Below are 21,974 nucleotides of genomic sequence, written 5' to 3' on the forward strand. Positions count from 1 at the left end.
TCGAGACGGCCGCGAACCATTATGGTGCAGCACGTGGCAACGGCCGACTGAGGGTTTCGGGCTCAGTCTGTCCAGGTCTGTGGAAACGACGAAGGCCGGTGCGACGGGTGAGAGAGGTTGGTGCCCGTCGCACCGGCCGGGCCGGCGATCACGACGCACGGGCATCGTGATCGGCGGCATCGAGTTGAGTCGTCCGCAGGGCGGCGGGGTGAGTGGCGGCACCCGCGCCTGCCCGAATTGCGGTGTTCCGCGCCGGGATTCAGGCGGCGCGGGGGGCGACCTTCTCGATGATCGAGTAATGCTCGGCATTGCCGGTGATGACTGTGCTGGTTTCCCCGTTCACGGCGACCGGGACGTCGCCGGCCAGGGTGATGCGGGTGAGGCGGCGGGGCTGGCCGTCGTAGTCGTCGATGGCGTAGTGCTGGGTGGCGCGGTTGTCCCAGATCGCCACGTCGCCGAGCTGCCAGTTCCAGCGGGTGGTGTTCTCCAACCGGGTGACGCGGTTCTGCAACAGCTGGAACAGGGCCTGCGATTCGGCGGCGGAGAAGCCGACGAAGTTCTTCACGAAATGCCCGAGCAGCAGCGCGCGTTCGCCGGTGACGGGGTGCACCCGCACCACCGGGTGCTCGGTCTCGTAGTGGGTGGACTCGAATTCCTCGCGGTAGGCCTTGATATTGGCCGTCACCTGCGCGTTCTCGCCGCGCGCGACCTCGGTGCGGTCGGCGGCGTAGTCGTAGGCGTTGGTGTGGCGGGCCCGCAGGTTCTCGACGAGCGCCTTGAGCGGCGCGGGCAGCGAGTCGTAGGCCGCCACCGTCGAGGCCCAGGTGGTGGAGCCGCCGTAGGACGGCAGGTGCACCGCGCGCAGGATGGACGCCTTCGGAATCCGGTCCACGAAGGTGACGTCGGTGTGCCAGCTGTTGGCGCGGCCGTACTCGGAGTCGATGGGCAGCGTCTTGACGCCCTTGGAGGTGACGGTCGGGTGCGGGGTGGTCGGCGCGCCCAACAGCTGCGCGAACTCGTACTGCCCGTCCTCGGTCAGGTGCTCCTGGCCGCGGAAGAAGATGACCTTGTGCTTGTGCAGCGCGTCCTGGATGGCCTGCACGGTCACCGAATCCAGATCGCCGCCCAGCCGCACGCCGTCGATGCGCGCGCCGATCTTGCTGCCCAGCTGCACGACAGTGAGGTTGGATGTTGCGTAATCGACGGACATGCAATGCCTTTCGCCCGATGGAGTCCGGCCCGGATTCGAGCCGTGACCAGCACACCATCGGGGCGTCCGGTGAAACAGGTTCAGGATCAGCCGGATCGAAAGGCTCGTGAGCGAACGCCCGGCGCTACCCGAGGTGTTCGCGTTGAACTATCCGAGGTGTTCGCGGAGGTAGGCCAGGTCGTCGGCGACGCCGTCGGCGGGGGTCTCCAGGATGACCGGCGCTCCGGCGGTGCGGCACACCTCGGCCAGCAACTGCGGGTCGATGGTCCCGTCGGCGAAGTTGGCGTGCCGGTCCGCGCCCGAATCGAAGGCGTCCCGCGAGGAGTTCAGGTGGACCAGGTCGATGCGCCCGGTGATCCCCTTGATCCGCTCCACGATCCCGACCAGTTCCTCACCGCCCGCCCAGGCGTGGCAGGTGTCGAGGCAGAACCCGGCCCCGAAGTCGCCGACCGCGTCCCACAGCCGCCCGATATCGTCGAAATACCGTGCCATGGCGTGGTTTCCGCCGGCCGTGTTCTCGATGAGGATGGGCACCGGGAATCCGCCCTTGTCCTGCTGCCGCTCGAACAGCTTGCGCCAGTTGACGAATCCCTCGGCCATCTCCTCGTCGGAGCGCACGTGGCCGCCGTGCACGACCAGCCCGAAGGCGCCCAGCTCGGCGGCGGCCTTGGCCTGCTGCGCCACCGCGTTGCGCGAGGGCATGCGCAGCCGGTTGTTCAGGCTGGCCACATTGATCTGATAGGAGGAGTGCACCACCAGGTCGATGTCGCTGGCCTTGATCTCCTCGGCCCGCGGGTGGGGTTGGGGCTTGTCCCAGCTCTGCGGATCCACCACGAACATCTGGATGACGTCGGCCCCGAGCTTCTCGCCGAAGCCGATCGGGTCGCTGTCCATTCGGACGTGAGCTCCAATGCGCATGCGGCCAGCGTATCTCCGCCCCCCGACACCGCGGACGGGGTCACCAGCAGCGATAAGCAAACGTTGAGTGTTGCGTTAGCGGCCTGCGCGTAGATAGTTCGATAGGCCGCGAATCGGCTACAGTTTCGGTGTTTTCGGATCGACCCGAACGATCACGCCGATCGTCTGTGGTACCTCGCGCGCTGGTGGGTCCCGGCACGTGGAATGGGAAGTGGGAGATCGTCATGCTGTCCAACGGTGACGTTTTTGCTGGGTATGTCATCGAACGGCAGCTCGGCCGGGGTGGCATGGGTTCGGTGTACCTGGCCAAGCATCCGCGGCTGCCGCGGATGACGGCGCTCAAGCTGCTGAATCGGGAGATGGTCTTCGACAAGGAGGTCCGGGCCCGCTTCGAGCGTGAGGCCGACCTGGTCGCGCAACTGGACCACCACAATATTGTCACCGTCTACGACCGCGGGCTCGAGGACGGCCAGCTGTGGATATCCATGCAGTACATCGACGGCATCGACGCCGCGAGCGTGAATCCGCAGACGCTGCCGCCCGAGCGGGCCGTGCAGATCGTCGCCGAGATGGCCGACGCCCTGGATTACGCGCACCGCAACGAGGTGCTGCACCGCGATGTGAAGCCCGCCAATATCCTGCTGGCCCGCTCCACCGGCGGTAAGGGCGAACGGGTGTACCTGACCGACTTCGGCATCGCGCGGCTGCGCGACGACAGCGGTCATCTGACCCAGACCGGGACGTTCACCGCGACCCTGGCCTACGCCTCGCCCGAGCAGCTGACCGGCTCCGCGCTGGACGGCCGCTCCGACCAGTATTCGCTGGCCTGCACGCTGTTCTGGCTGTTCACCGGGTCCGGCCCGTTCTCGGCCACCAATCCGGCGGCCGTCATCCAGGGGCATCTGCAGAATCCGCCGCCGCCGCTGGGCAGCGCGCGCGCCGGGCTGCCGCCGAGCCTGGACATGGTGATCGCCAAGGCCATGGCCAAGCGTCCCGAGGATCGCTTCCCGAGCTGCAGCGAATTCGCGGCCGCCGCCCGCCGCGCCCTGGCCAATCCGAGCGCGCCTGCCATGCCGCTGGTGCAGCGCACGTCGCCGCCGATGCCGGTCATGCCGCACACCGGCGGGCCGAACCCGGTGGCGCCGCCCCTGACCGGGGGCGGCATGCCGACCGGTATGCCCATGTATACGGGTGGTGCCATGCCGACGGGCATTCCGGTGACGGGAGGCTCGTACCCGGCCGGTGTGCCGATGACCGGTGCGCCCATGCCGGCCGCGGGCCCGCGGCCGCAGACCGCGCCGCCGTCCCCGGTGGTGTCGTATCCGGCTCCGACACAGGTCAATCCGGCCCCGCCCAAGCCTGTCACCGGCAACTACACCGGGCGCGGGACCAATCAGTACACCCAGCCGCCGTCCTATACCTATCCGAGCCCGGCCCAGCCACAGCGTCCGCCGGTCGCGCCGGTGGGGGCGCATCGGCCGCCGGCGCCGGCGAAGTCGAATACCGGGCTCATCATCGGCATCGTGCTGGCGGTGGTGGTGCTGCTCATCGTGGTGGTCGCGGTGATCGTGGCGGCGGGCAGCAAGGCCGGCGGTACCAAGGCCGGTGGCGCGCCGGGCAGTGTCGTGAACACCTCGGCGGGCGCGGCGCCCGGGGGCGCCCAGCAGATCGACTGGTCGGTCGCGGCCAAGCAGTTCCCGAAGCTGCTGCCCACCGTCAAGACCGGCGGCAAGGGTTACAACGGCGCGACCTGCTGGGTCGCCGACTCGCCGGTCTCCTCCGATGCCACGGACGGCACGCCGGACTTCGGCGACTGGAAGGTGCAGTGGCGCTGCTACGGCGGCAGCAACAACAACGACCCCTTCTACCGCATCTTCGCCTACGACTCGGCCGCCACCGTGCAGACCGTCCTGAGCGGCCTGACCCCGGACACCAAGTCGCAGGACGCGAACGGCGGCAAGACCTACACCAACTACCAGCTCACCGACGACAGCCACCCGCGCCTGGTGACCGCCTTCACCGGCGACAACAACCGCACCCAGTACCTCATGTACACCGATGGCCTCACCGGCAGCCTCGATCCGGTCCTGAAGTGGTGGAAGAACGCCCCGATCAACTGAGCTGCGGCATTCGAAACCCCGGCTCGATCAGGCTAGGGTCGGCGCAGTATCTGGTTCGCGGCCCGTCTCGTTCTGGACTGACGGAGCGGGGGAGCGAAGCGGAGGAGCGGAGGAGGGAAGAACGAGACCTCCAGGGCCGCGAACCCGCCCGGAGCGAAGCGGAGGGCAAATAGATACAGAAAGGGACGTTGTGCTGCGCGCTGGGGAAGTGTTCGCGGGTTACGAGATCGAACGCGAACTCGGCCGCGGCGGTATGGGGTCGGTGTACCTGGCCCGGCACCCCCGTCTACCTCGGTTGATCGCACTGAAGCTGTTGAGCCGGGACGTGTTCGGCGATATCGAGATCCGGCGGCGGTTCGAGCGTGAGGGCGATCTCGTCGCGCGGCTGGATCACCCCAATATCGTGCCGGTTTACGACCGCGGCATCGACGACGCGCAGCCGTGGATCGCCATGCGCTACATCGACGGTCCCGACGCGTCCCAACTGGAGGCCGCGAACCTGCCGCCGCGCCAGGCAATCCGGATCATCGCCGAGACCGCGCGGGCCCTGGATTTCGCGCATCGCCGCGGCGTGCTGCACCGGGATGTGAAGCCCGCCAACATCCTGCTCGAACGGCTGGACGGCGAGGAGCGAGTCTTCCTGGCGGACTTCGGCATTGCCCGCCTGCGCGACGACGCCACCAAGCTGACCCAGACCGGCTCATTCACCGCGACGCTGACCTACGCCTCCCCGGAGCAGCTCTCGGGTCAGCCGCTGGATCCGCGCTCGGATCAGTATTCGCTGGCCTGCACGCTGTTCCGGTTGCTGACCGGGGACGTGCCGTTCGCCGCCGAGCATCCGGTGGGCATCATCCACGGTCACCTCAACCAGGCGCCGCCGCCGGTCAGCACGCTGCGGGCCGGCCTGCCGCAGGCGCTGGACGCCGTGCTGGCCCGCGCGCTCGCCAAACACCCTGAGGGACGGTTCGATTCGTGCGGTGAGTTCGCCGCGGCCGCCCAGCAGGCGCTGGAGAATCCGGCCGGGGCCACCGTGGTGGCGCACTCGCCGTTCGTCCCGCAAGGCGGATCACCCGCGGCGCCAGGGCAATTCGGTCCCGCGCCGACGACCCTGTACGGCGTCGATGTGAATCCTGTTCCCGGACAGCAGCCGCCCGTGACGGCCCGCTACACCGCCCAGGCACCGACGCCTGTCCCGCCGCGCCTGGCGTCGCCGCGGAAGAAGCGTTCGAAGCTGCGGGGCTGTCTGCTGGGCGCGGCGGCTGTCGTGGTGCTGCCGCTGGCGGCGGTCGCGACCATCGTTTCCGTGTTCGATGAGAAAGCGACCTCGAACAGCCCGGCGACCACGTCCGAGGAGCACGTCCCGACCACCGAGGACGCGGCCTCACCGACCGAAACCACAGGACCCGCCACCCTCCCGGAGCATTCGGGCGCCGACGCCCAGGTGCTCAGCCAGCGCTTCCCGCAGATGCTGCCCCAGGCCGACCCCACCGCCGACGCCAACTCCGGTACCGGCTACCAGGGGACCGCCTGCTCGACCTATGAGCCCGCCTCGCCCCCGCCCGACTCCGGGTCCGGCGATCCGGATCTGGGCAAGTGGGAAATCGCGTGGAACTGCACCGGCATCGGCCACCCGACCTACCGGTTCGTCATGTACCGCTCGGCCACCGACGCCGAGGACGCGCTCAACGCGCTGACCGGCTACACGAAGACCGACATCAAGGTGCACGGCAACCTGTACACGAATTACCAGATCAGCGGCAGCGCCCTGCTGCGCCCGCGCCTGGTGACGGAGTTCCACTCGCAGGATGGAAAGTACGGCTACCTCATGTACAGCACCGGTTTCCTCGCCACCGACGACCAGTTGCTGGATTGGTGGCGGTCCGCCCCCATCAATTGAGGGCTGTTCGACGCGCGTGTTTGTGTGGAGTCTGTGAGGACATCGTCATCGGGGACATCCCGGATGGCGTCCACCTCAGAACCTAGACACACTGGACATCATGACTTCGAACGTCTCGGAATCCGCCACGCTCGAGCAGAGCACGGCCGCGGTCGCCGCCCGAGCGACCGATCTTGTGAAGATCTACGGATCGGGCGACACACAGGTTCGTGCGCTGGACGGGGTGACGGCCGAGTTCGCGAAGGGCGAGTTCACCGCCATCATGGGACCCTCGGGCTCGGGCAAGTCGACCCTCATGCACTGCCTGGCCGGTCTCGATGCCGCCACCGCGGGCGCGGTCCACATCGGTGACACCGATCTGACCAAGCTCTCGGACAAGCAGATGACCACGCTGCGCCGCGACCGCATAGGCTTCGTCTTCCAGGCGTTCAATCTGGTCCCCACGCTGACCGCGCTGGAGAACATCACGCTGCCGCTGGACATCGCGAACCGCAAGATCGACGAGGAGTGGCTGTCGACGGTGGTCAAGCGGCTGGGCCTGGGCGACCGGCTCACCCACCGGCCCGCCGAGCTGTCGGGCGGTCAGCAGCAGCGCGTGGCCTGTGCTCGCGCGCTGGCGGGCAAGCCGGACATCATCTTCGGTGACGAGCCGACCGGCAACCTGGACTCGCACTCCTCCGGTGAGGTGCTCAACATCCTGCGCGCGGCGGTCAACGAGTTCGGGCAGACGGTGGTGATCGTGACCCACGATCCGCGCGCGGCCTCCTACGCCGACCGGGTGGTCTTCCTCGCCGACGGCCAGATCGTGGACGAATTGCGGGAGCCCACGGCCGATTCCGTGCTCGACAAGATGAAGTCGCTGGAGACGAAGCGCGGGGAGGCGGAGCGCTGATGGCTGCCTCCCCGATGCGCAAGGTCGCCTTGCGCAATCTCGCCGCGCACAAGGTGCGCCTGGTGCTGACCCTACTGTCGGTGGTGCTCGGAACCGCCTTCATCTCAGGGTCTTTCATCTTCACCGACACGCTGCAGAGCACCTTCGACGGCATCTTCGCCTCCCAGGCCAAGGGCGTGGACGTGCGGGTGCAGCCCAAGGAGCAGCAGTCGCTCGGTGTGCCGAACGACGTGGTGGACAAGCTCTCCCACCTGGACGGCGTCAAAACCGTCGCGCCCAGTGTCAACGGCCCGGTGGTGCTGCTGAAGGACGGGCACGCCGTACAGACCGGTGGCGCACCGAGTTTCGGGCAGTCGTATCTGCCGCCGGGCCAGTCGGTGGCCGAGCCGGACAAGTTCATCGACGGCGTGCCGCCCGCCGAGCCGGGTCAGGTCGCCATCAACAAGGGCGGTGCGGAGCGGGGCGGGCTGAAGGTCGGCGACCACACCACGGTGCTGGTGCCGTCCAAGGGCAATATCGACGTCACCATCTCGGGCATCTACGACATCGAGGCCTCCAATACCGGCGGGTTCATCTCGCTGCAGTTCGAGGATGCGCAGGCCCGCCAGTTGTTCACCGACGGCCTGCACGTGGCGTACGTGGACATCGCGGCCCAGCCCGGGGTGAAGGCCGATGATCTGCGCGATCGGATCAAGGCGGCGCTGCCCGACTACAAGGTGCAGGACGCCCAGCAGGTGCGCGACGACTTCAAGGCGCAGCTCGGCAATGCGTTGAAGTTCATCAATTACTTCCTGCTGGCGTTCGGGTCCATCGCGCTGCTGGTGGGCACGTTCATCATCTACAACACCTTCTCCATGCTGGTGGCGCAGCGGCTGCGCGAGCTGGCGCTGCTGCGCGCGGTCGGCGCGAGCCGCGGGCAGATCTCGCGGTCGGTGGTGGGGGAGTCGCTGATCGTCGGATTGCTCGGCAGCGCACTGGGTCTGGCGGCGGGCGTCGGCCTGTCGTTCGGCCTGTCCGGGCTGCTGAATGCCTTCAAGCTGGGGCTGCCGACCGGCACCATGTCGCTGGAGCCGCGCACCGTGCTGGTGGCCCTCGGTGTCGGCACCGTGGTGACGGTGCTCAGCGCGTACGCGCCGGCGCGGCGGGCGGCCAAGGTGCCGCCGGTGGAGGCAATGCGCTCGGAGTCCAACTCGGCCGGCGAGTCGTTGCGGCTGCGCACCATTATCGGCGCGGTGCTGGCGGTGGCCGGTACGGTGCTGGTGGTGCTGGGTGCGCGCGGCACCGGCGGAAGTGCGGCCACCGTGGTCGGAATCGGCGCTGCCGCACTGATTTTCGCGGTGCTGTTCGCCTCACCGGCGCTGTCGCGGCCGGTGGTGATCGGATTGGGCGTGCTGGTCCGGCCGTTCGGTCCGGTCGGAAGGATGGCGCGCAACAACGCGATTCGCAATCCGCGCCGGACCGCCGCGACGGCTTTCGCGCTGACCCTGGGCCTGATGCTGGTGTCCGCCATCGGCATGCTCGGCTCCTCGGCCAAGGCCAGTGTGAGCGACCTGGTCGACAAGGGCGTGAAGGCCGACTACATCCTGGCCGGGCCGCCCGGTGGCATCATCGGCGTCCCGCTGGCCGCCACCGCCACCGTCGAGCAGGTGCCGCAGGTCAAGGACGTGGTGGCCTTCCACGGTGTTGCCCTGAGGGTCGACGGCAAGCAGGTGATCGGCACCGCGCCCGAGGGGCCGATGTCCAAGGTGCTCAACTACACCATCGAGCAGGGCACCGACCAGCTCGGCGACGACGACATCATGGTGTCGGAAACCTATGCCTCCGACCATGATTGGAAGCTCGGCGAGAGCGTCGAGATCTCCAGCATGGACTACAAGAAGTTCAAGGTCACCGTCGCGGGCATCTACAAGGACACCCAGCTGCTGCAGAACATGGTCACCCCCATGGCCCTGTACCAGAAGACGGTCCCGGTCAGCTACCAGTCCAGCTTCCTGGTCCTGGTCGCCGCCCAGCCCGGCGCCGACCTCCCCGCCATGCGGAAGAACCTGGAGAAGGCCACCGAGCAGTACGTCATCGTCCAGGTCCAGGACCGCAACGACTTCAAGGGGGCCGAGGGCAAACAGATCGACACCCTGCTGGCCATCCTCTACGGCCTGCTGGCCCTGGCGGTGGTCATCGCCATCCTCGGCATCGTCAACACGCTGGCCCTGTCGGTGGTGGAACGCCGCCGCGAAATCGGCATGCTCCGCGCGGTGGGCATGCAGCGGGCCCAGGTCCGCCGCAGCATCTACCTCGAATCCATGCTCATCGCCATCTTCGGCGCGGTGGTAGGCGTCATCCTGGGCCTCGCCCTCGGCGTGGGCTTCCTCAAAACCCTTGCCGACCTGGGCATTGCCACCATCGCCGTGCCCTGGACCCAAATCGTGCTCATGCTCCTCGCCTCCGGTGTGGTCGGCGTCCTCGCCGCCCTCTGGCCCGCCGTGCGAGCCGCCCGCACACCCCCTCTGGCCGCCATCGCCGACCTGTAAGACTCTGGACCGATCTGGGCCCCTCAGGATTTCGATCCTGAGGGGCCCAGATCGTCTCCGCTGCCGTGGGCCTCGGTGCCGCGGCTGAGGCGAGTTGTCATCGGCTGTTCATCCGGCGCGCCCGAAGAAGCCAGATTTGCTGCCCACTGTCAGCCGCCATGTTTACGCTGGCAGCCCCCATCCCGCCGCAAGTCCGAGACCGGCCCGCGCGGTTTCCTGGAACTCCGCCTTTCCGGCACCCTCACCACCAACCCCGTCGACACCTCGCCGGTCATCCGCGAAACCCTCACCGCCACAACAGAAGACGACATCTGGAAGCATTTCGACAACTACCCGTCGGCCACCCATCTCGTGATCTGGACCCTGAACGCCCCCACCCAACTCCTCGCCCCCGCCCGCGCCGCAGCCCGCAACTACCCCAACTTCGCAGTGGCACTACCCTGATCGCCGACCTTCCGACTATCGACGAATGGGCGGAATACTCCGCTCGCGGAGCGTCGAGGATGGATAAGACGCGGTCGCGTATCGGAAGGTCGGCGTTCGGACATCGTCCGCGCTACACCCAGATCTCATCGATGGGCGTGAGTCGCGCCGGGGCCGGGGTCGGCGGCCGGGTGCGCGAGAACCGGGGCGCGGGTGCAGGTTGCAGCATGCCGTCGACCTCGATGAGCGAGCCGCGAGCGCGCAAATGTTCGTCCTGTGCGGCCTCTGTCCAGGTGCGGATGGGGGTGACGCAGGCGTCCACGCCGTCGAACAGCTCGGCCCATTCCGCCTGGGTCCTGGTGGAGAACTTATCGGTGAAGATCTTGCGCAGCACGTCCTGTCCGGCCGGATCCATTTGGTGCGGCAGCGATTCGAAGTCCAGTTCGAGCACGCGCAGCAGTTCGGCGTAGAACTGCGGCTCGTACGCGCCGACCGCGACGAACTTGGCATCGGCCGTCCGATACGTGTCGTACCAGGCCATTCCGGTGTCGAGCATGTTGGTGCCGCGCTCGTCGGACCAGCGGCCGCCCTGATGCAGGGTCCAGATCGAGTGCGCCAGTGTCAGCACGCCGTCCACCATGGCCGCGTCCACGACCTGCCCCTGTCCCGAGCGTTCCCGCTCGTAGAGCGCGCTAACGATGCCGAGCACGAGGAAGACCGACCCGCCGCCGTAGTCACCGAGCAGGTTGATGGGCGGAAGTGGCCGTTCGCCCTTGCGCCCGATGCCGTTGAGCGCCCCGGTGAGCCCGATGTAGTTGATGTCGTGCCCGGCCCGATCGGCGCGCGGCCCGTCCTGACCCCATCCGGTCATGCGGCCGTAGATCAGCCGCGGATTGCGTTCCAGGGCCTCCTCGGGTCCGAGCCCGAGCCGTTCCATCACGCCGGGCCGGTAGCCCTCGATCACCACGTCGGCCCTGTCGATCAGGCCCTGAACCGCGGCAATGTCGCCGGGATCCTTGAAGTTCGCCTGCACGATGGTCCGCCCGCGCAGTTGTGCCCGCATGGGCCCGACCGCGGACCCGTCGCCGGGCCGCTGCACCCGCACCACGTCCGCGCCCAGATCGGCCAGCATCATGCCCGCGTGCGGTCCGGGCCCGATGCTCGCCAGCTCGACGATCCGCACACCCGCCAGCGGTCCCTTGCTCACATTCACCCGTAACCTCCTGAGATTCCTACGAATACTTCAAAAATAGAACACGTTCTACATGGGCGCGTTGGCTCCGAACGCACCCGCGACGGCCGGCCGCCACCCGCGGCAGCACCGGCGCCACACTCGAGGAGTACGGGGCGCCGCGCCGCGTGATCTACGCGGCGAAATACCTTCCGGATGCGGACTACCGCCGCAGGATCGCCCCCCCGGCTCGAAGACCAGACCGAACAAGCCTGGTCTGGCTACCAACGCCATGATCGCTTGGACCACAGCGTATTACGGTCTGAAGGTGAAGCCGATGCGCCGGGCCGGGCGACGCGTCGATGGCGATGCGCCGGCGCATATCAGCCCGGCGCACCGCGAGAACATCAGCTTCTTCGGCGGGATCGAGGTCGACATCGACGCCGAGTTCGCCCGGCTCGGACCGTGGGGCTGGTTGCGAATCGGAATCCCAGGTTTCTCGAAAGTTGGCAAGTCCATCGCGAACTCTGTTTCAGTGCAAGAGTTTTGGTGTGCACCGCCTGCCTGGAGTGACTTTTCGACCAGTTGGACCCAATTGGGTCAAGTCGGAAATGAGGGTTGTCATGCAAATCTCATCGCGAGCCCCTGTCCGGTACCGGCAGTCGACCTTGCGTTCACCGTTCCGGCCATGGCCGGCGGCGGCATCGATTATGCATCTGAGCTGCGACGATCGAGTAGATAAAGGCAGCGATCAATTGCTCGGGAGAATCTGGCGGGGTTATGGTTGTGTCGTCGCCTGTGCTATTCGCCGTGCTGCGGATGTATCGGCTCATATTTCCACCGCTGGTTCGGTAGCAGTCGACCGAGCAATCTTCCACGCACGTTGCGCGGGGATAGCACTGGTGCAATCGAGTTGAATGGATCATTAGAAGGATCAGCAGTGTTCGCAATGACCAGGCAAATGGTGGCTCGGGCCGTCCTCGCCGGTGCGATTGCGGTGGCTCCGGTAACCGCCGTGACCGTGCCGGCCCAGGCCGATGTGGTCACCAACTACACCCCCACCCCTGTCGATCAGCACTGGGACAACGGCTGGGACAGTAAGCACTTCTTCCCTCCGGGCTGGGGAATCCCTCCGGGATGGTTCCACCATCTGCTGCCGTTCGAGTTCTTCGAGTTCTTCGGTAGCGACTAGTAGAGCGTTCGGCACGACCGCCGGCGCCGACACTCGCACACGGACGCCGATGGCGGTGGCGGTGGCGGTGGCGGCAGTGTGCACCACCGCCAGTTCCGGCGTCGCGAAGTCGGTGTGGTTCGCCGTGACCTCGAGGCTCACATACGTGGGTGTCACGGGCTTTGAGGTGTTGCGCTAACGCCTGCACGCACGCCCGGGTTGCGGTGTCCGAAGGATGGGCGCGGGCAGGCGCATCGACCCTTCGAGCGAGGGAGCCGGCAGGGTGCGGAACCCCGCACAGAGTGCCCGCCGGTACCGTTCGGGCACCCGATCCAGCTCCCGGGTGCTGTCATACATGTGCCACGGATCCTCGTAGAGCACGGCCTGCACGAGCTGCTCGGTCGAGGCGAACTCCTCGACGGCGAGGGGACCGCCGGTGGAACGGACCGTGATCTCGGTCAGCATCCACGCCCCACCTCGCGTCCCGCCGGCCGTACCAGGGTCACCGTTGCCCATGACCTGACTCCGCTCGGACAGCTCGAAACGCCGATCACGTCAACTCGCTGGATTCGGCAGTTGCGGACGGTCCGCCGGCGTCAACGGCGAGATGATCTCGGGCCGTTGATCTTCAGGTCACGGCGTCTGGCCGGTTCGAACCGCGCGGGTCGCGGCATGAGAGCTCACTTGCTCCACGTGTAGCCAGGCGTCTGACCCTTGCTGGCCAGAGCGCTTGGGAGAGCGAAGCACCCAGTCGGGTGCCGCTAGGGGTCCAATTGGGCGGTGATCGCGGCGACCGGGTCGTGGAGTCGGGCGACCAGCTCCAGGACGGCGGGTGGGGCCGCCGTGAGGTCGCCGTCGATGCGGAGTTTGCCGGTGGCCGTGGCGATTTGGCGGTGGTGCTGGGCGGCGGCGATGGCCTCTGGATCACCGGCCCATACTCGTCGGGAGAGCTCATGGTGCGTCGCATAGTCTGCGACGATCCGAATATCGGCGTCCTCGACGGAGCCGCCGCGGACCTCGAGGTTGTTTCCGTGTATGTGGATGAACCAGCTCAGGGTTCCGGCGGGTGTGTTGGCCCGGCCGGGTGGTGGGCTCGTCAGGTCCTCACAGATGGAGTAGTCGAGTGAGCCGAGATCTTGGTCTTGCAGCAGATCCGCGATGATCGACTCGACGGCGTCGAGCCATTGCGGACTCACGTATTCGTACCTGCCTGTGGGTGCCATCTGATGGATGGTTCCACGGGTCGGTCGGCTGATCTTGCGGTGGATTGCGTAGGTGCGAGCCGTGGTCTGCGAAGTCAGTCTCGGTTGGGCCGTTCGGTTCACTGCCACAACGATTCTGCGCACTCTTTGACCAGCGCCGATGTTGTGGACTTCCGAAAGCCCTGGCAAGCCAGGGCTTTCGGAAGGGTGATGCTACTTCTGAGCCGAAAGGCTGCTGAGGAGACCGCCGATCACCGGAATCGAGTTCGCGCTACCTGTTCCGCCCGTGGACGGGGTGCAGGTTGTCCCGGCGGGAGCGGTCTGGACAACGTTGACCGTGGGCCCGTTCTCACCGAACCACGCCAGGCCCGTGTAGATGTTGTTGGGCCACGCGCTGACCATCACCTGGCCGGGCGCGGTTGGCGTCCAAGACGCGACGACGTCCTTGCCCGCGACGTACGGCACCGTCGTGAACGTGGTGAACGTCGAGCCCCCGGCCGCCGATGTTCGGAACGCGAATTCGGTGTCGTTGGGGACATTGCCGATCAACACCGCGGCGTCGGCGGCGGGCAGAGTCACGGTGTAGGTCGAGCCGACGCAATAGGCTTGCGACGACGTAATGGTCATATCTGCCGATGCGGTCGTAGCCGAGACGATGGTGGCCACCCCCATCGCCGCGGCTGCGGCGATACCGACGGTCGAACGAGCAAGGACCGACATGTTCATACTTCACTCCCCAGTTGTCGAAAATCCCCCTGTGTCAAGGGGACTGGCGCAGACTATCGCAAGTGACCGACACTCATTTCAGAGTGACGTAACACGGATCAGGACACGCGAAACGGGCCACGCATACCAGGCGTGAGCCCCTCGATACCTGAGATCGCTTCCTATGCCCGGTCATCGGCTAGCGGACGTTCTGCACCGCACCAGGTTTCGGCCGCCGGCGCCCCGCGCTGGCCGGTTCGGTCAGCGCGCCATGCGGCAGTTGAGTGCGTTTGGATGCGGGCAGTCTGGGCCCTGATTCTCGCTGACCAATCAACCAAGGTCGTTGGGCGGTAGTCACGATGGTGGCGTTGTCGGCCTCCCAGTCGCCTGACGCGCGCAGGCGGCCCGCAGTACCCCCAATGCGGTCGAACTCAGTACCCAATTCAGCAGGGGGATTGCGCGGACGTGCGGATCTAGTCGAGGATGCGGGTGAGCAGCACGGTGAGTTTGTCGCGCTCGGTGGCCGACAGGGCGGCCAAGATGTCGTGTTGAACCCCCGTGAGTGTCGTGTCCAGTTCTTCGAGCCGCCGTCGCCCGGCGGCGGTGAGAGTGATCAGGTTGCGGCGCCGGTCGGCAGGGTCCGAGGTGCGCTCGACGTAGCCTTGTTCTGCCAGCTCATTGAGCATTGTGTGCATGTCGCTCTGGTCGATCCCGCACCGTAGGCCGATCTTCACCTGGCTGTCTGGGCCAAACTCGTCCAGCGCGGCGAGGATCGCGAAGTGAAAGGCATGCCCACCGACAGCGGTCATCGTTGCTCCGATGAGTCGATGCGCCCGCGCGGAAACCCTGTTGATCAGCCAGCTGGGTTTCCGGCGCAAACGGGTTGGCGCTTCGTGCATCTCCATATCCGAAGTCTAAGCCAATCCCTTGGTCCATCCCATTAATCCGTGTACCATGGGTCCAACCAAGGTTGGTTGAACCAAGAGATCAGAGGTAGAACCGATGTCACTCACTTTGGACGAAGCTCGGGCCGTCAGCGACCGTATACGCGAACACGCCACCGAAATCGGCGCGACTGTCACCATTGCCATCGTCGACGCCGGCGGTCACCTACAGGTTCTCGATCGCATGGACGGTGCGAATCCGATGTCGGCCCGTATCGCCCCGGCGAAAGCATCCAGCGTTGCGCTGTTTCATCGCGACGGCAGTGACCTGATGAATCTGCAGCAGGCGTACCCCGCGGTGTTCGCGCAGATAGTCGAAGTAGCGGGAACGCCCATCGTGGCAGGCGGGGCCGCTCGGCTGATCCGACGCGACGGCGTCGTCGCCGGTGCGATCGCAATCGCCGGAGGGACGCTCGAACAGGACGACGAGTGCGCCAATATCGGGGTCGACTCCCTGTCGGTCTCCGCGTCAACATAGTTGACAACCACAACGTCGAGATGCCCGAGTCGGGCAGTGCGGGGTAGCGCTGATCAGCGCTCTGACCACCGCGTTTGACGTGCAGCGGTTGGATGTCAATCGGGTCGAATCCCGAAGCGGATCAGCCTTGCAAAGGAGTGGAGCAGCGCGTGTATCGCTGCTGGTAGAGACTCTGCTGAGCCCCCGTCCGGTGTCCGGGTGGGGGCTCGGTCGTTTCGCTGGCGCCGCCCGGCAAGGTTGATTCGGTCAGTGCCGCATCACGATGACCATGGGCATCCGCACCTGATGCGGAGGCCAACGGTCTGCCAGTCATCAGGATCGCCCCGATACCTGTGATTTGTTGTCGCCGCGAGTCGTTCATGGCTCCTTGGCAGGGGGTGGACAGCTGGGCAGCAACGGTGTAAGGCTGTTGATGAAGTGCCGATCATCCACCTGAGGGATCCAACACCCCTTGTTGGGGAGGCGGGATCAACCGCTTCGAGGCGAGCGACGATGGATAAGGACCTCGGCGCGAGCGCATTCGACCCCGGTGCCGCCCGCGCGACTGCAACGCAGACCGCGTTGACGACTCTGGTTGCCCAGTTCACCGAGCACTGGCACTCATCGAGCGAACCACCCGATCTGTCGATCCACCTGCCGGTCGAGCCCGCGCTGCGGCGGACCGCATTGATCGAACTGATCAAAGTGGATCTGCACGAACGGTGGTGGCGCAGCGACGACGCGCTGCGCCTTGCCGACTATCGCGAACAGTTCCCGGAACTGGGCACTGCCCCGCTGCCGCCGGATCTCATCTACGAGGAGATCAGTGCCCGCAGCTGTCGCAACGACATCGACCTCACCGAGTACGAGCACGACTATCCGACCCAAATGGCCCGCATCACCGAGACTTTCGATGTCGGCGGCCTGCGCAGCACGCTGCTGGCCGACCCCACGGCAGTCGATGCTCTCGACTCCATCGATACGGGCGCATCCCTCGACGATTTCGATCTGCTGCTGCCGCTGGGCAGAGGCGCGTTCGCGCGCGTATTCCTGGCTCGGCAGCGATCGCTGAGCCGACTGGTAGCTGTGAAGATCTCCCGCGACCGCGGCTCCGAACCGCAGACGCTGGCCCAGCTCGACCACGACCATATCGTCCGCGTCTTCGATCAGCGTCAGATCACTGAACAGCATCTGAAGCTGATGTACATGCAGTACGTGCCCGGCGGCACCCTGCTGGGCGTGTTGCGACTGCTGCAGCGCACCCCACGGGCCGGACGCAGCGGCAAGCTGCTGCTGGAGGCTATCGACGCCGCCACCACGACCACGGGCGTGCTCGCGCCGCAGCCCTCGCCCGTGCGCGAGGAACTGGAACAGCTCACCTGGCCGGAAACCGTGGCCTGGCTGGGCGCCCGGCTGGCCGCCGCACTCGACTACGCCAATCGCCACGGTGTGCTGCACCGCGACATCAAACCCGCAAATGTGCTGTTGACCGCCGACGGTCAGCCCAAACTGGCCGATTTCAACATCAGCTTCAGCCGGCATCTGCCCGGTGCGAACCCCGTCGCCTACTTCGGCGGCTCCCTGCGCTACATGTCCCCCGAACAGCTCGAGGCCTGCCACCCCAACGTGGCCACCACTGCCGCCGATCTGGACACCCGCAGCGACCTCTACGCACTGGCGGTGGTCCTGTGGGAACTGCTCACCGGACGGCGACCGTTCGACGACGGAGACGGGGCCGGCGAATCGGAGCAATCGCTGCAGGCGATGATCGATCGACGCCGCCGGCCCGTCGACGCGACTCTGGAGGCCGAGCTGCCCCCTGACTGCCCGGCCCTACTGCGTCACGCACTGCTCACCTGCCTCGCGCCCGACCCCGCCGACCGCTACCCCAGCGGTGCCGAACTGGCCCAGCGGCTCGAATTGAGCCAGGACCGGGCCGCCCGCGACCTGGTCGACCCGCCCGCACACAGCCTGCGGGCACGGCTGCGCATGCGGCCGATTCCGGTGGTGCTTCCGACAACCATGTTCGGCCAGGTTGCGGCCGGACTGTACCTGTCGGCGCACAACGTCCGGCTGATCCAACTCGAACTGGGCTCCGAGGCTGCCGGGCGGCTGACCCACCTGGGTTACGTGGTGATCGCGATCTCCTATCCGGTCGCCATCGCCGGACTGCTGTACTGGTGCCGCAACGTCTTCCTAGTGCCCGACGGCCTGCGCCGCGGCAAACACTTCGACGAGACCACCCTCGCCCGTGCGCGTGCCGACACCCTCGCCTGCGGCGACCGGATCGCGGCAGTCGCGTTCACCGGATGGACCCTGGCCATGGGCATCTTCCTGGTGAAACTGCTGTCACTAGGGCCGCTGCCGGCCGGGCTGCTGGCCAATCTGATCGCCTCGAGCCTCGTCGCAGCCACGGTAGCGGTCGTGTACACGTACTTTCCGGCCACCTTCTTCATGCTGCGCTGGTACTACCCGGGTTTGGTCGCCACCGGGCACCTCTCCCCCGACGACGCCACCCGGCTGCATCGGCTGATCCAACGCAGCCGCGTGTACCTCGGTGTGGCGGCATCGGTTCCGCTGATCGGCGTGCCGTTAGGGCTGATGTTCTTGACTCCGCAACAGCAGCACACGGTGATCGGCTCGATGGTAGCCCTCTGTGTCGGTGGGCTTGTCGCCTTCGCCGTCACCCTGCGCACCTTCTACGCCCTGCAATCGGATCTGGCGGCCCTCAATCGCATCGTGGATCCCCATTCTCACGCCTGACCGATGGATGGCCATACGACCGAGTGCTGGGGCGAACTTCGGCAGAGTTATCGGCACCTGACGCCCCTGCTCATCGAGCGCGGGTGCCGGCGTGGCGATCATCGATATCCGTGGGCACGGTGACAGCGATGCCAGCTTCGGCTCCGACGACGACGTCGATCTCGCCGACGACATCCCGGCGCTCATCGACGAACTGGGTGAACCAGCCTTCCTCGCCGGAAACTCCATGGGCGCCAGCGTCATCGCCGCGGCCGAGGCACCCGAGAAGGTGCGCGGGTTGGTGCTGTCGGGCCCGATGGTCCGGGATCACGGCGGCCCGCTCGAGCGATTGCTGATGCGGCTACTGTTCGTCAAGCCTTGGGGAGCAACAGTGTTCATGGCCTACTACCCGTGGCTACCCGGCAAGAAGCCGGATGGCTATGAAGAGCACAAGACCCGAGTGCGTGAGAATCTGACTCGTTCCGGCCACTGGACAGCGTTCGTGCGTACCGGCCGCACCTCGCATGCCCCGCCGAGCAACGACTGACCTCGGTGCATGCGCCGGCGGTCGTTGTCATGGGCTCCGCGGATGTGGACTGGAAGAACCCGGCCGCCGAAGCCGAATGGATCGGCCGTCAACCGCGCGCGGAGGTGGTGATGGTTCCCGATGTCGGCCACTTCCCGCAGGCACGGGCCCCGGAGACCACCGCGGCCGCCATCGGCCGACTGATCAGTCAGGTCACCCATGCCTAGGATCGGCTTGTCAACGGAGACAGTCGTTTCCGAGGCGATCCGGCTGGCCGACGAGGTGGGCTTACATCGAGTCACGCTCACCGAACTGGCCAAACGGTTCGCACCTTCCATCGCGCTATGAAGGACGCCAAGCCGGAAGACCGTGCGCCGATCATTCGTGCGCTCGGTCAGATGAACCAGGACAGCCGGTTTTCCCGGCAGCGGCGATCGGCAGCTATGGTTTCATGCATGTGCGACATAAACGCTGGTCTACGCGGTTGGGTGAACGTCGGTGCTCCCGGTTTTTGTCGCGGCACAGTGGATGGCTCGCGGTGATCACCGCTTCCTGGGCGGCGCGGTGTCTCGGGGCGGTTGCGTTGCTGCTGGCGCTGGCGCCGGAGGCACCCGCCATGGCGACGCCCGTCACGGCGACATCTGGTTCGGCGGAATTGGGACACATGGGCCGCTGGCTCACCGACGCCGAAGGGAGGGTGATCACCCTGCACGGCGTCAACCTCGTGTACAAGACCCCGCCGTATTACCCTGCGGCCGGTGGCTTCAGCGACAGCGACGCCCAATTCCTCGCAGACAACGGGTTCAACGTGGTGCGACTGGGATTCACGTGGAGTTCGGCCGAGCCGCGGCCCGGCGTCTACGACGACGACTACATCGCACAGATCGAACAAACCCAACAGGTTCTCGCTCGGCACAATATCTACGCACTCGTCGATTCCCATCAGGATGCGTTCAACGAGCTGGTCGGCGGGACCTGGAACGGATTCCCCGACTGGGCGGCATTCCCCGACGGACTGCCGATAGGGCCGAATCTGGGCCTGTTCATAGCCTATGCGTTGGGTCCGGCGGAGAACCGGACCTGGGCCAACTTCTGGAGTGATCACCCGGCATCGGACGGCATCGGTGTGCAGGAGCACTATGCGGCGATGTGGTCGCATGTCGCGCAAGCCTTTGCCGGCGAACCGTACGTGCTGGGCTATGACCTCATCAACGAGCCGTGGCCTGGTGCGACGCACCCGGATTGCCTGTTGGACGGTTGCCCCGGATTCTCGAGCGACGGCCTCGCGGCCTTGCAAGGCAAGGCGATGAGCGCTATCCGGCAGGCCGACACGCAGCACCTGCTGTTCTACGAACCGTTCGTCACCACCGATTTCGGCGCACCGGTGCGCATGCCGAACCCGACCGGCGATCCTCGCGCCGGTATGAGCTTTCACGACTACTGCCTCGGGCCGATCCAGACGTGCCCGGAGAACGGCTTCGACAGCACTCGCGCCGCCGATACCGTCGGGATAGTGACCGAGTTCGGGGCGACGGACGATCGGGCGATCTTGGACCGCGTCACCGGCCGCCTCGACGACAACATGGCCTCATGGATGCTCTGGTCCAAGACGCAGAATCAGCTGCCGGATCATCCCCAGCAACCCCCGACCGGCCCCAATCTGATCAGCCCCGGCATCGGCATCGTGCGTCCGTACCCGCAGGCCGTCGCAGGCACCCCGCAGGGATGGAAGTATGACCCCGACGCCGCAACGTTCAGCCTCCGATTCGACACCGTTCCCGTCGACCCGGGCCGACCATTGGCCGGCGACGCCCTCACCGAGGTGTTCCTGCCCAGCAGTGACTTTCCCAACGGCTATCAAGTCGAGGTCGACGGTGCCGATGTGGTGTCGGCCCCCGATGCCGCACTGCTCCAGCTCAGGGCCACACCCGGACAACATGCCGTGCACCTGACGGTGACCGGCCGCTGAAGCAGCCGAGGCTCAGTCGTTCCTCACGGCCGAACTGGGCGTCGACGATCCGGCCGCGACGATCCGTACGCTGCTGCCCTGGCTGCTGGGCGCCATCGTCCAGCAGCAACTACCACCCGTCCCGCCGAAAGCTATACAGCGACAACTGAACTCGATTCTTCGGTACGGTACCGAACCGGATGGTCGGCCCTGTCGGCAGCGCCGGTGTGGAACACCGTTTCCGCCACTGCGGTACCGTTTTCGAAGGTGATCGCAGCAGCAGCGACCCGGTAACGCGGATCTGCGGCCTCCCACGCCTCGGCAAGAGGATCGCCTGTGCTGAACGCGACCCTGGTGAACTGGTAGTTCGGCTCGATGATTGTTCCGTCGGACTGGTAGGTGGACAACATGATCCAGTCATTCAGGTCTCCGGCGTGGGCGTCGAACCGTGCGAGCACTGCCGCGGCATCGCGGTCAGTCGTGGCTGCTGCGTTGACCGAGGCGATGACCCGCTGGGTGCGCAGTTCGAGCACGACCGATATCCGGGAAGTGTTGATAGGCGGGTCCGGTTCGTATCTGGTGGCGGCGATTTGGGAGTCGAGCCGCGCGTCGGCGAGTGCAGCGTGCAGGGGGACGGAGTGGTCGCCGTTGGCGATCACGATCCCGTGGTTGTCAGCAATCACTGCCGGGTAGTGCCGCAACTCGTCGTGAGGGCCATCATCGGTGGCACGGGCCTGCAGCACGACGTTGCCGTTCCGTATGGGATCGAGCGCACGGGCTTTGGACGCCGGGCTGCGGCCGGTCAACATCATGAGCCCTTCAAGGTGACCCGGCCGGGCGGACCGGAACCCGATCACCCGCCCTGGGTATGGGTTACGGACCATGAACTCACAGACATCGACTGGCATCGCGCTCCCTATTGATCACCGGGCATCGGCCCCAGCATGCCTCATGCGAGCACGCACATCGGCAATAGCGGATGTTCCGCCGGCCTCGGATCGGCACGGCCAGTTGATCTTCCGATGCCCCGCGCTGGCCGGTTCGGTCAGCGTGGTGTGCCAATAGCGGATGTTCTCGGGCACGCGCCGATACCCGATTCAGGCGACGATGGCGATCAGCG

The 21,974-nt window shown here is 66.5% G+C and carries 19 protein-coding genes and 1 pseudogene; 12 read left to right on the forward strand and 8 right to left on the reverse strand.

What is annotated here, in order from left to right:
• Window positions 1-259: 259 nt before the first annotated feature.
• Together ACIRRA_RS23925 and ACIRRA_RS23930 are read right to left on the reverse strand one after the other, a co-directional pair.
• Window positions 260-1,210 (reverse strand): TauD/TfdA dioxygenase family protein, encoded by a 951-nt coding sequence (locus tag ACIRRA_RS23925; protein WP_402771898.1) that lies wholly within the window; start codon window positions 1,208-1,210, stop codon window positions 260-262.
• A gap of 147 nt (window positions 1,211-1,357) precedes the next feature.
• Window positions 1,358-2,128 carry a deoxyribonuclease IV gene (locus ACIRRA_RS23930; protein WP_357001977.1) on the reverse strand — a complete coding sequence of 257 codons (771 nt, stop codon included), beginning with the start codon at window positions 2,126-2,128 and terminating at the stop codon, window positions 1,358-1,360.
• Window positions 2,129-2,352: 224 nt separating this feature from the next.
• On the opposite strand from ACIRRA_RS23930, the gene ACIRRA_RS23935 reads away from it, so the two are divergent.
• The 5 genes from ACIRRA_RS23935 to ACIRRA_RS23955 all read left to right on the forward strand — a co-directional run bounded on the left by ACIRRA_RS23935 (window position 2,353) and on the right by ACIRRA_RS23955 (window position 10,009).
• Entirely contained in the window at window positions 2,353-4,248 is a 1,896-nt protein-coding gene (locus ACIRRA_RS23935) for a serine/threonine protein kinase (RefSeq protein ID WP_402771901.1), read from the forward strand.
• Between the two features lie 208 nt (window positions 4,249-4,456).
• On the forward strand, window positions 4,457-6,145 hold the full coding sequence (locus ACIRRA_RS23940; RefSeq protein WP_402771904.1) for a protein kinase: 1,689 nt from the start codon (window positions 4,457-4,459) through the stop codon (window positions 6,143-6,145).
• Window positions 6,146-6,245: 100 nt separating this feature from the next.
• Window positions 6,246-7,037: an ABC transporter ATP-binding protein gene (locus ACIRRA_RS23945; RefSeq protein ID WP_402771907.1), complete on the forward strand. Its 792-nt coding sequence runs from the start codon at window positions 6,246-6,248 to the stop codon at window positions 7,035-7,037.
• Window positions 7,037-9,565, forward strand: coding sequence for an ABC transporter permease (locus ACIRRA_RS23950; protein WP_402771910.1), 2,529 nt, complete (start codon window positions 7,037-7,039; stop codon window positions 9,563-9,565). The genes ACIRRA_RS23945 and ACIRRA_RS23950 overlap by 1 nt, the downstream gene beginning before the upstream one ends.
• A 75-nt stretch (window positions 9,566-9,640) precedes the next feature.
• Complete coding sequence (locus ACIRRA_RS23955; RefSeq protein WP_402771914.1) at window positions 9,641-10,009, forward strand: hypothetical protein; 369 nt, start codon at window positions 9,641-9,643, stop codon at window positions 10,007-10,009.
• Between the two features lie 112 nt (window positions 10,010-10,121).
• On the opposite strand, the gene ACIRRA_RS23960 is transcribed toward ACIRRA_RS23955, so the two are convergent.
• Window positions 10,122-11,201 carry a CaiB/BaiF CoA transferase family protein gene (locus ACIRRA_RS23960; protein WP_402771917.1) on the reverse strand — a complete coding sequence of 360 codons (1,080 nt, stop codon included), beginning with the start codon at window positions 11,199-11,201 and terminating at the stop codon, window positions 10,122-10,124.
• Between the two features lie 98 nt (window positions 11,202-11,299).
• Between ACIRRA_RS23960 and ACIRRA_RS23965 the strand changes: the two are divergent.
• Both ACIRRA_RS23965 and ACIRRA_RS23970 read left to right on the forward strand, forming a co-directional pair.
• Window positions 11,300-11,634: pseudogene (locus ACIRRA_RS23965) on the forward strand (Tn3 family transposase); the annotation flags it as partial.
• 474 nt (window positions 11,635-12,108) lie between these two features.
• A complete protein-coding gene (locus ACIRRA_RS23970) occupies window positions 12,109-12,351 on the forward strand; it encodes a hypothetical protein (RefSeq protein WP_402771920.1) in 243 nt (80 codons plus the stop codon).
• A 174-nt stretch (window positions 12,352-12,525) separates the two neighbouring features.
• On the opposite strand, the gene ACIRRA_RS23975 is transcribed toward ACIRRA_RS23970, so the two are convergent.
• From ACIRRA_RS23975 to ACIRRA_RS23990, 4 genes are all read right to left on the reverse strand, one after another.
• A complete protein-coding gene (locus ACIRRA_RS23975; RefSeq protein WP_402771923.1) occupies window positions 12,526-12,795 on the reverse strand; it encodes a hypothetical protein in 270 nt (89 codons plus the stop codon).
• Window positions 12,796-13,091: 296 nt separating this feature from the next.
• Window positions 13,092-13,553, reverse strand: coding sequence for a hypothetical protein (locus ACIRRA_RS23980; RefSeq protein ID WP_402771926.1), 462 nt, complete (start codon window positions 13,551-13,553; stop codon window positions 13,092-13,094).
• Window positions 13,554-13,745: 192 nt separating this feature from the next.
• The gene (locus ACIRRA_RS23985; RefSeq protein ID WP_402771929.1) at window positions 13,746-14,258 is read right to left on the reverse strand and encodes a hypothetical protein; all 513 of its coding nucleotides are present in this window, start codon (window positions 14,256-14,258) and stop codon (window positions 13,746-13,748) included.
• A gap of 452 nt (window positions 14,259-14,710) precedes the next feature.
• The gene (locus ACIRRA_RS23990; protein WP_402771932.1) at window positions 14,711-15,142 is read right to left on the reverse strand and encodes a MarR family winged helix-turn-helix transcriptional regulator; all 432 of its coding nucleotides are present in this window, start codon (window positions 15,140-15,142) and stop codon (window positions 14,711-14,713) included.
• A gap of 97 nt (window positions 15,143-15,239) precedes the next feature.
• Here ACIRRA_RS23990 and ACIRRA_RS23995 point away from each other — a divergent pair, with 97 nt between their 5' ends.
• The 5 genes from ACIRRA_RS23995 (at window position 15,240) to ACIRRA_RS24015 (ending at window position 20,875) form a co-directional block, all read left to right on the forward strand.
• Window positions 15,240-15,659, forward strand: coding sequence for a heme-binding protein (locus ACIRRA_RS23995; protein ID WP_402771934.1), 420 nt, complete (start codon window positions 15,240-15,242; stop codon window positions 15,657-15,659).
• A gap of 492 nt (window positions 15,660-16,151) precedes the next feature.
• Entirely contained in the window at window positions 16,152-18,401 is a 2,250-nt protein-coding gene (locus ACIRRA_RS24000) for a serine/threonine-protein kinase (protein ID WP_402771937.1), read from the forward strand.
• A 91-nt stretch (window positions 18,402-18,492) separates the two neighbouring features.
• Complete coding sequence (locus tag ACIRRA_RS24005) at window positions 18,493-18,927, forward strand: alpha/beta fold hydrolase (protein WP_402771940.1); 435 nt, start codon at window positions 18,493-18,495, stop codon at window positions 18,925-18,927.
• Window positions 18,928-18,956: 29 nt separating this feature from the next.
• On the forward strand, window positions 18,957-19,133 hold the full coding sequence (locus ACIRRA_RS24010; protein WP_402771943.1) for an alpha/beta fold hydrolase: 177 nt from the start codon (window positions 18,957-18,959) through the stop codon (window positions 19,131-19,133).
• Window positions 19,134-19,444: 311 nt separating this feature from the next.
• On the forward strand, window positions 19,445-20,875 hold the full coding sequence (locus tag ACIRRA_RS24015; RefSeq protein ID WP_402771946.1) for a cellulase family glycosylhydrolase: 1,431 nt from the start codon (window positions 19,445-19,447) through the stop codon (window positions 20,873-20,875).
• Between the two features lie 131 nt (window positions 20,876-21,006).
• On the opposite strand, the gene ACIRRA_RS24020 is transcribed toward ACIRRA_RS24015, so the two are convergent.
• Window positions 21,007-21,762 carry an IMP cyclohydrolase gene (locus tag ACIRRA_RS24020; protein WP_402771949.1) on the reverse strand — a complete coding sequence of 252 codons (756 nt, stop codon included), beginning with the start codon at window positions 21,760-21,762 and terminating at the stop codon, window positions 21,007-21,009.
• Window positions 21,763-21,974 lie beyond the last annotated feature (212 nt).

The organism is Nocardia sp. NPDC101769, from assembly GCF_044766925.1.
In the GTDB taxonomy this organism is placed as follows: domain Bacteria; phylum Actinomycetota; class Actinomycetes; order Mycobacteriales; family Mycobacteriaceae; genus Nocardia.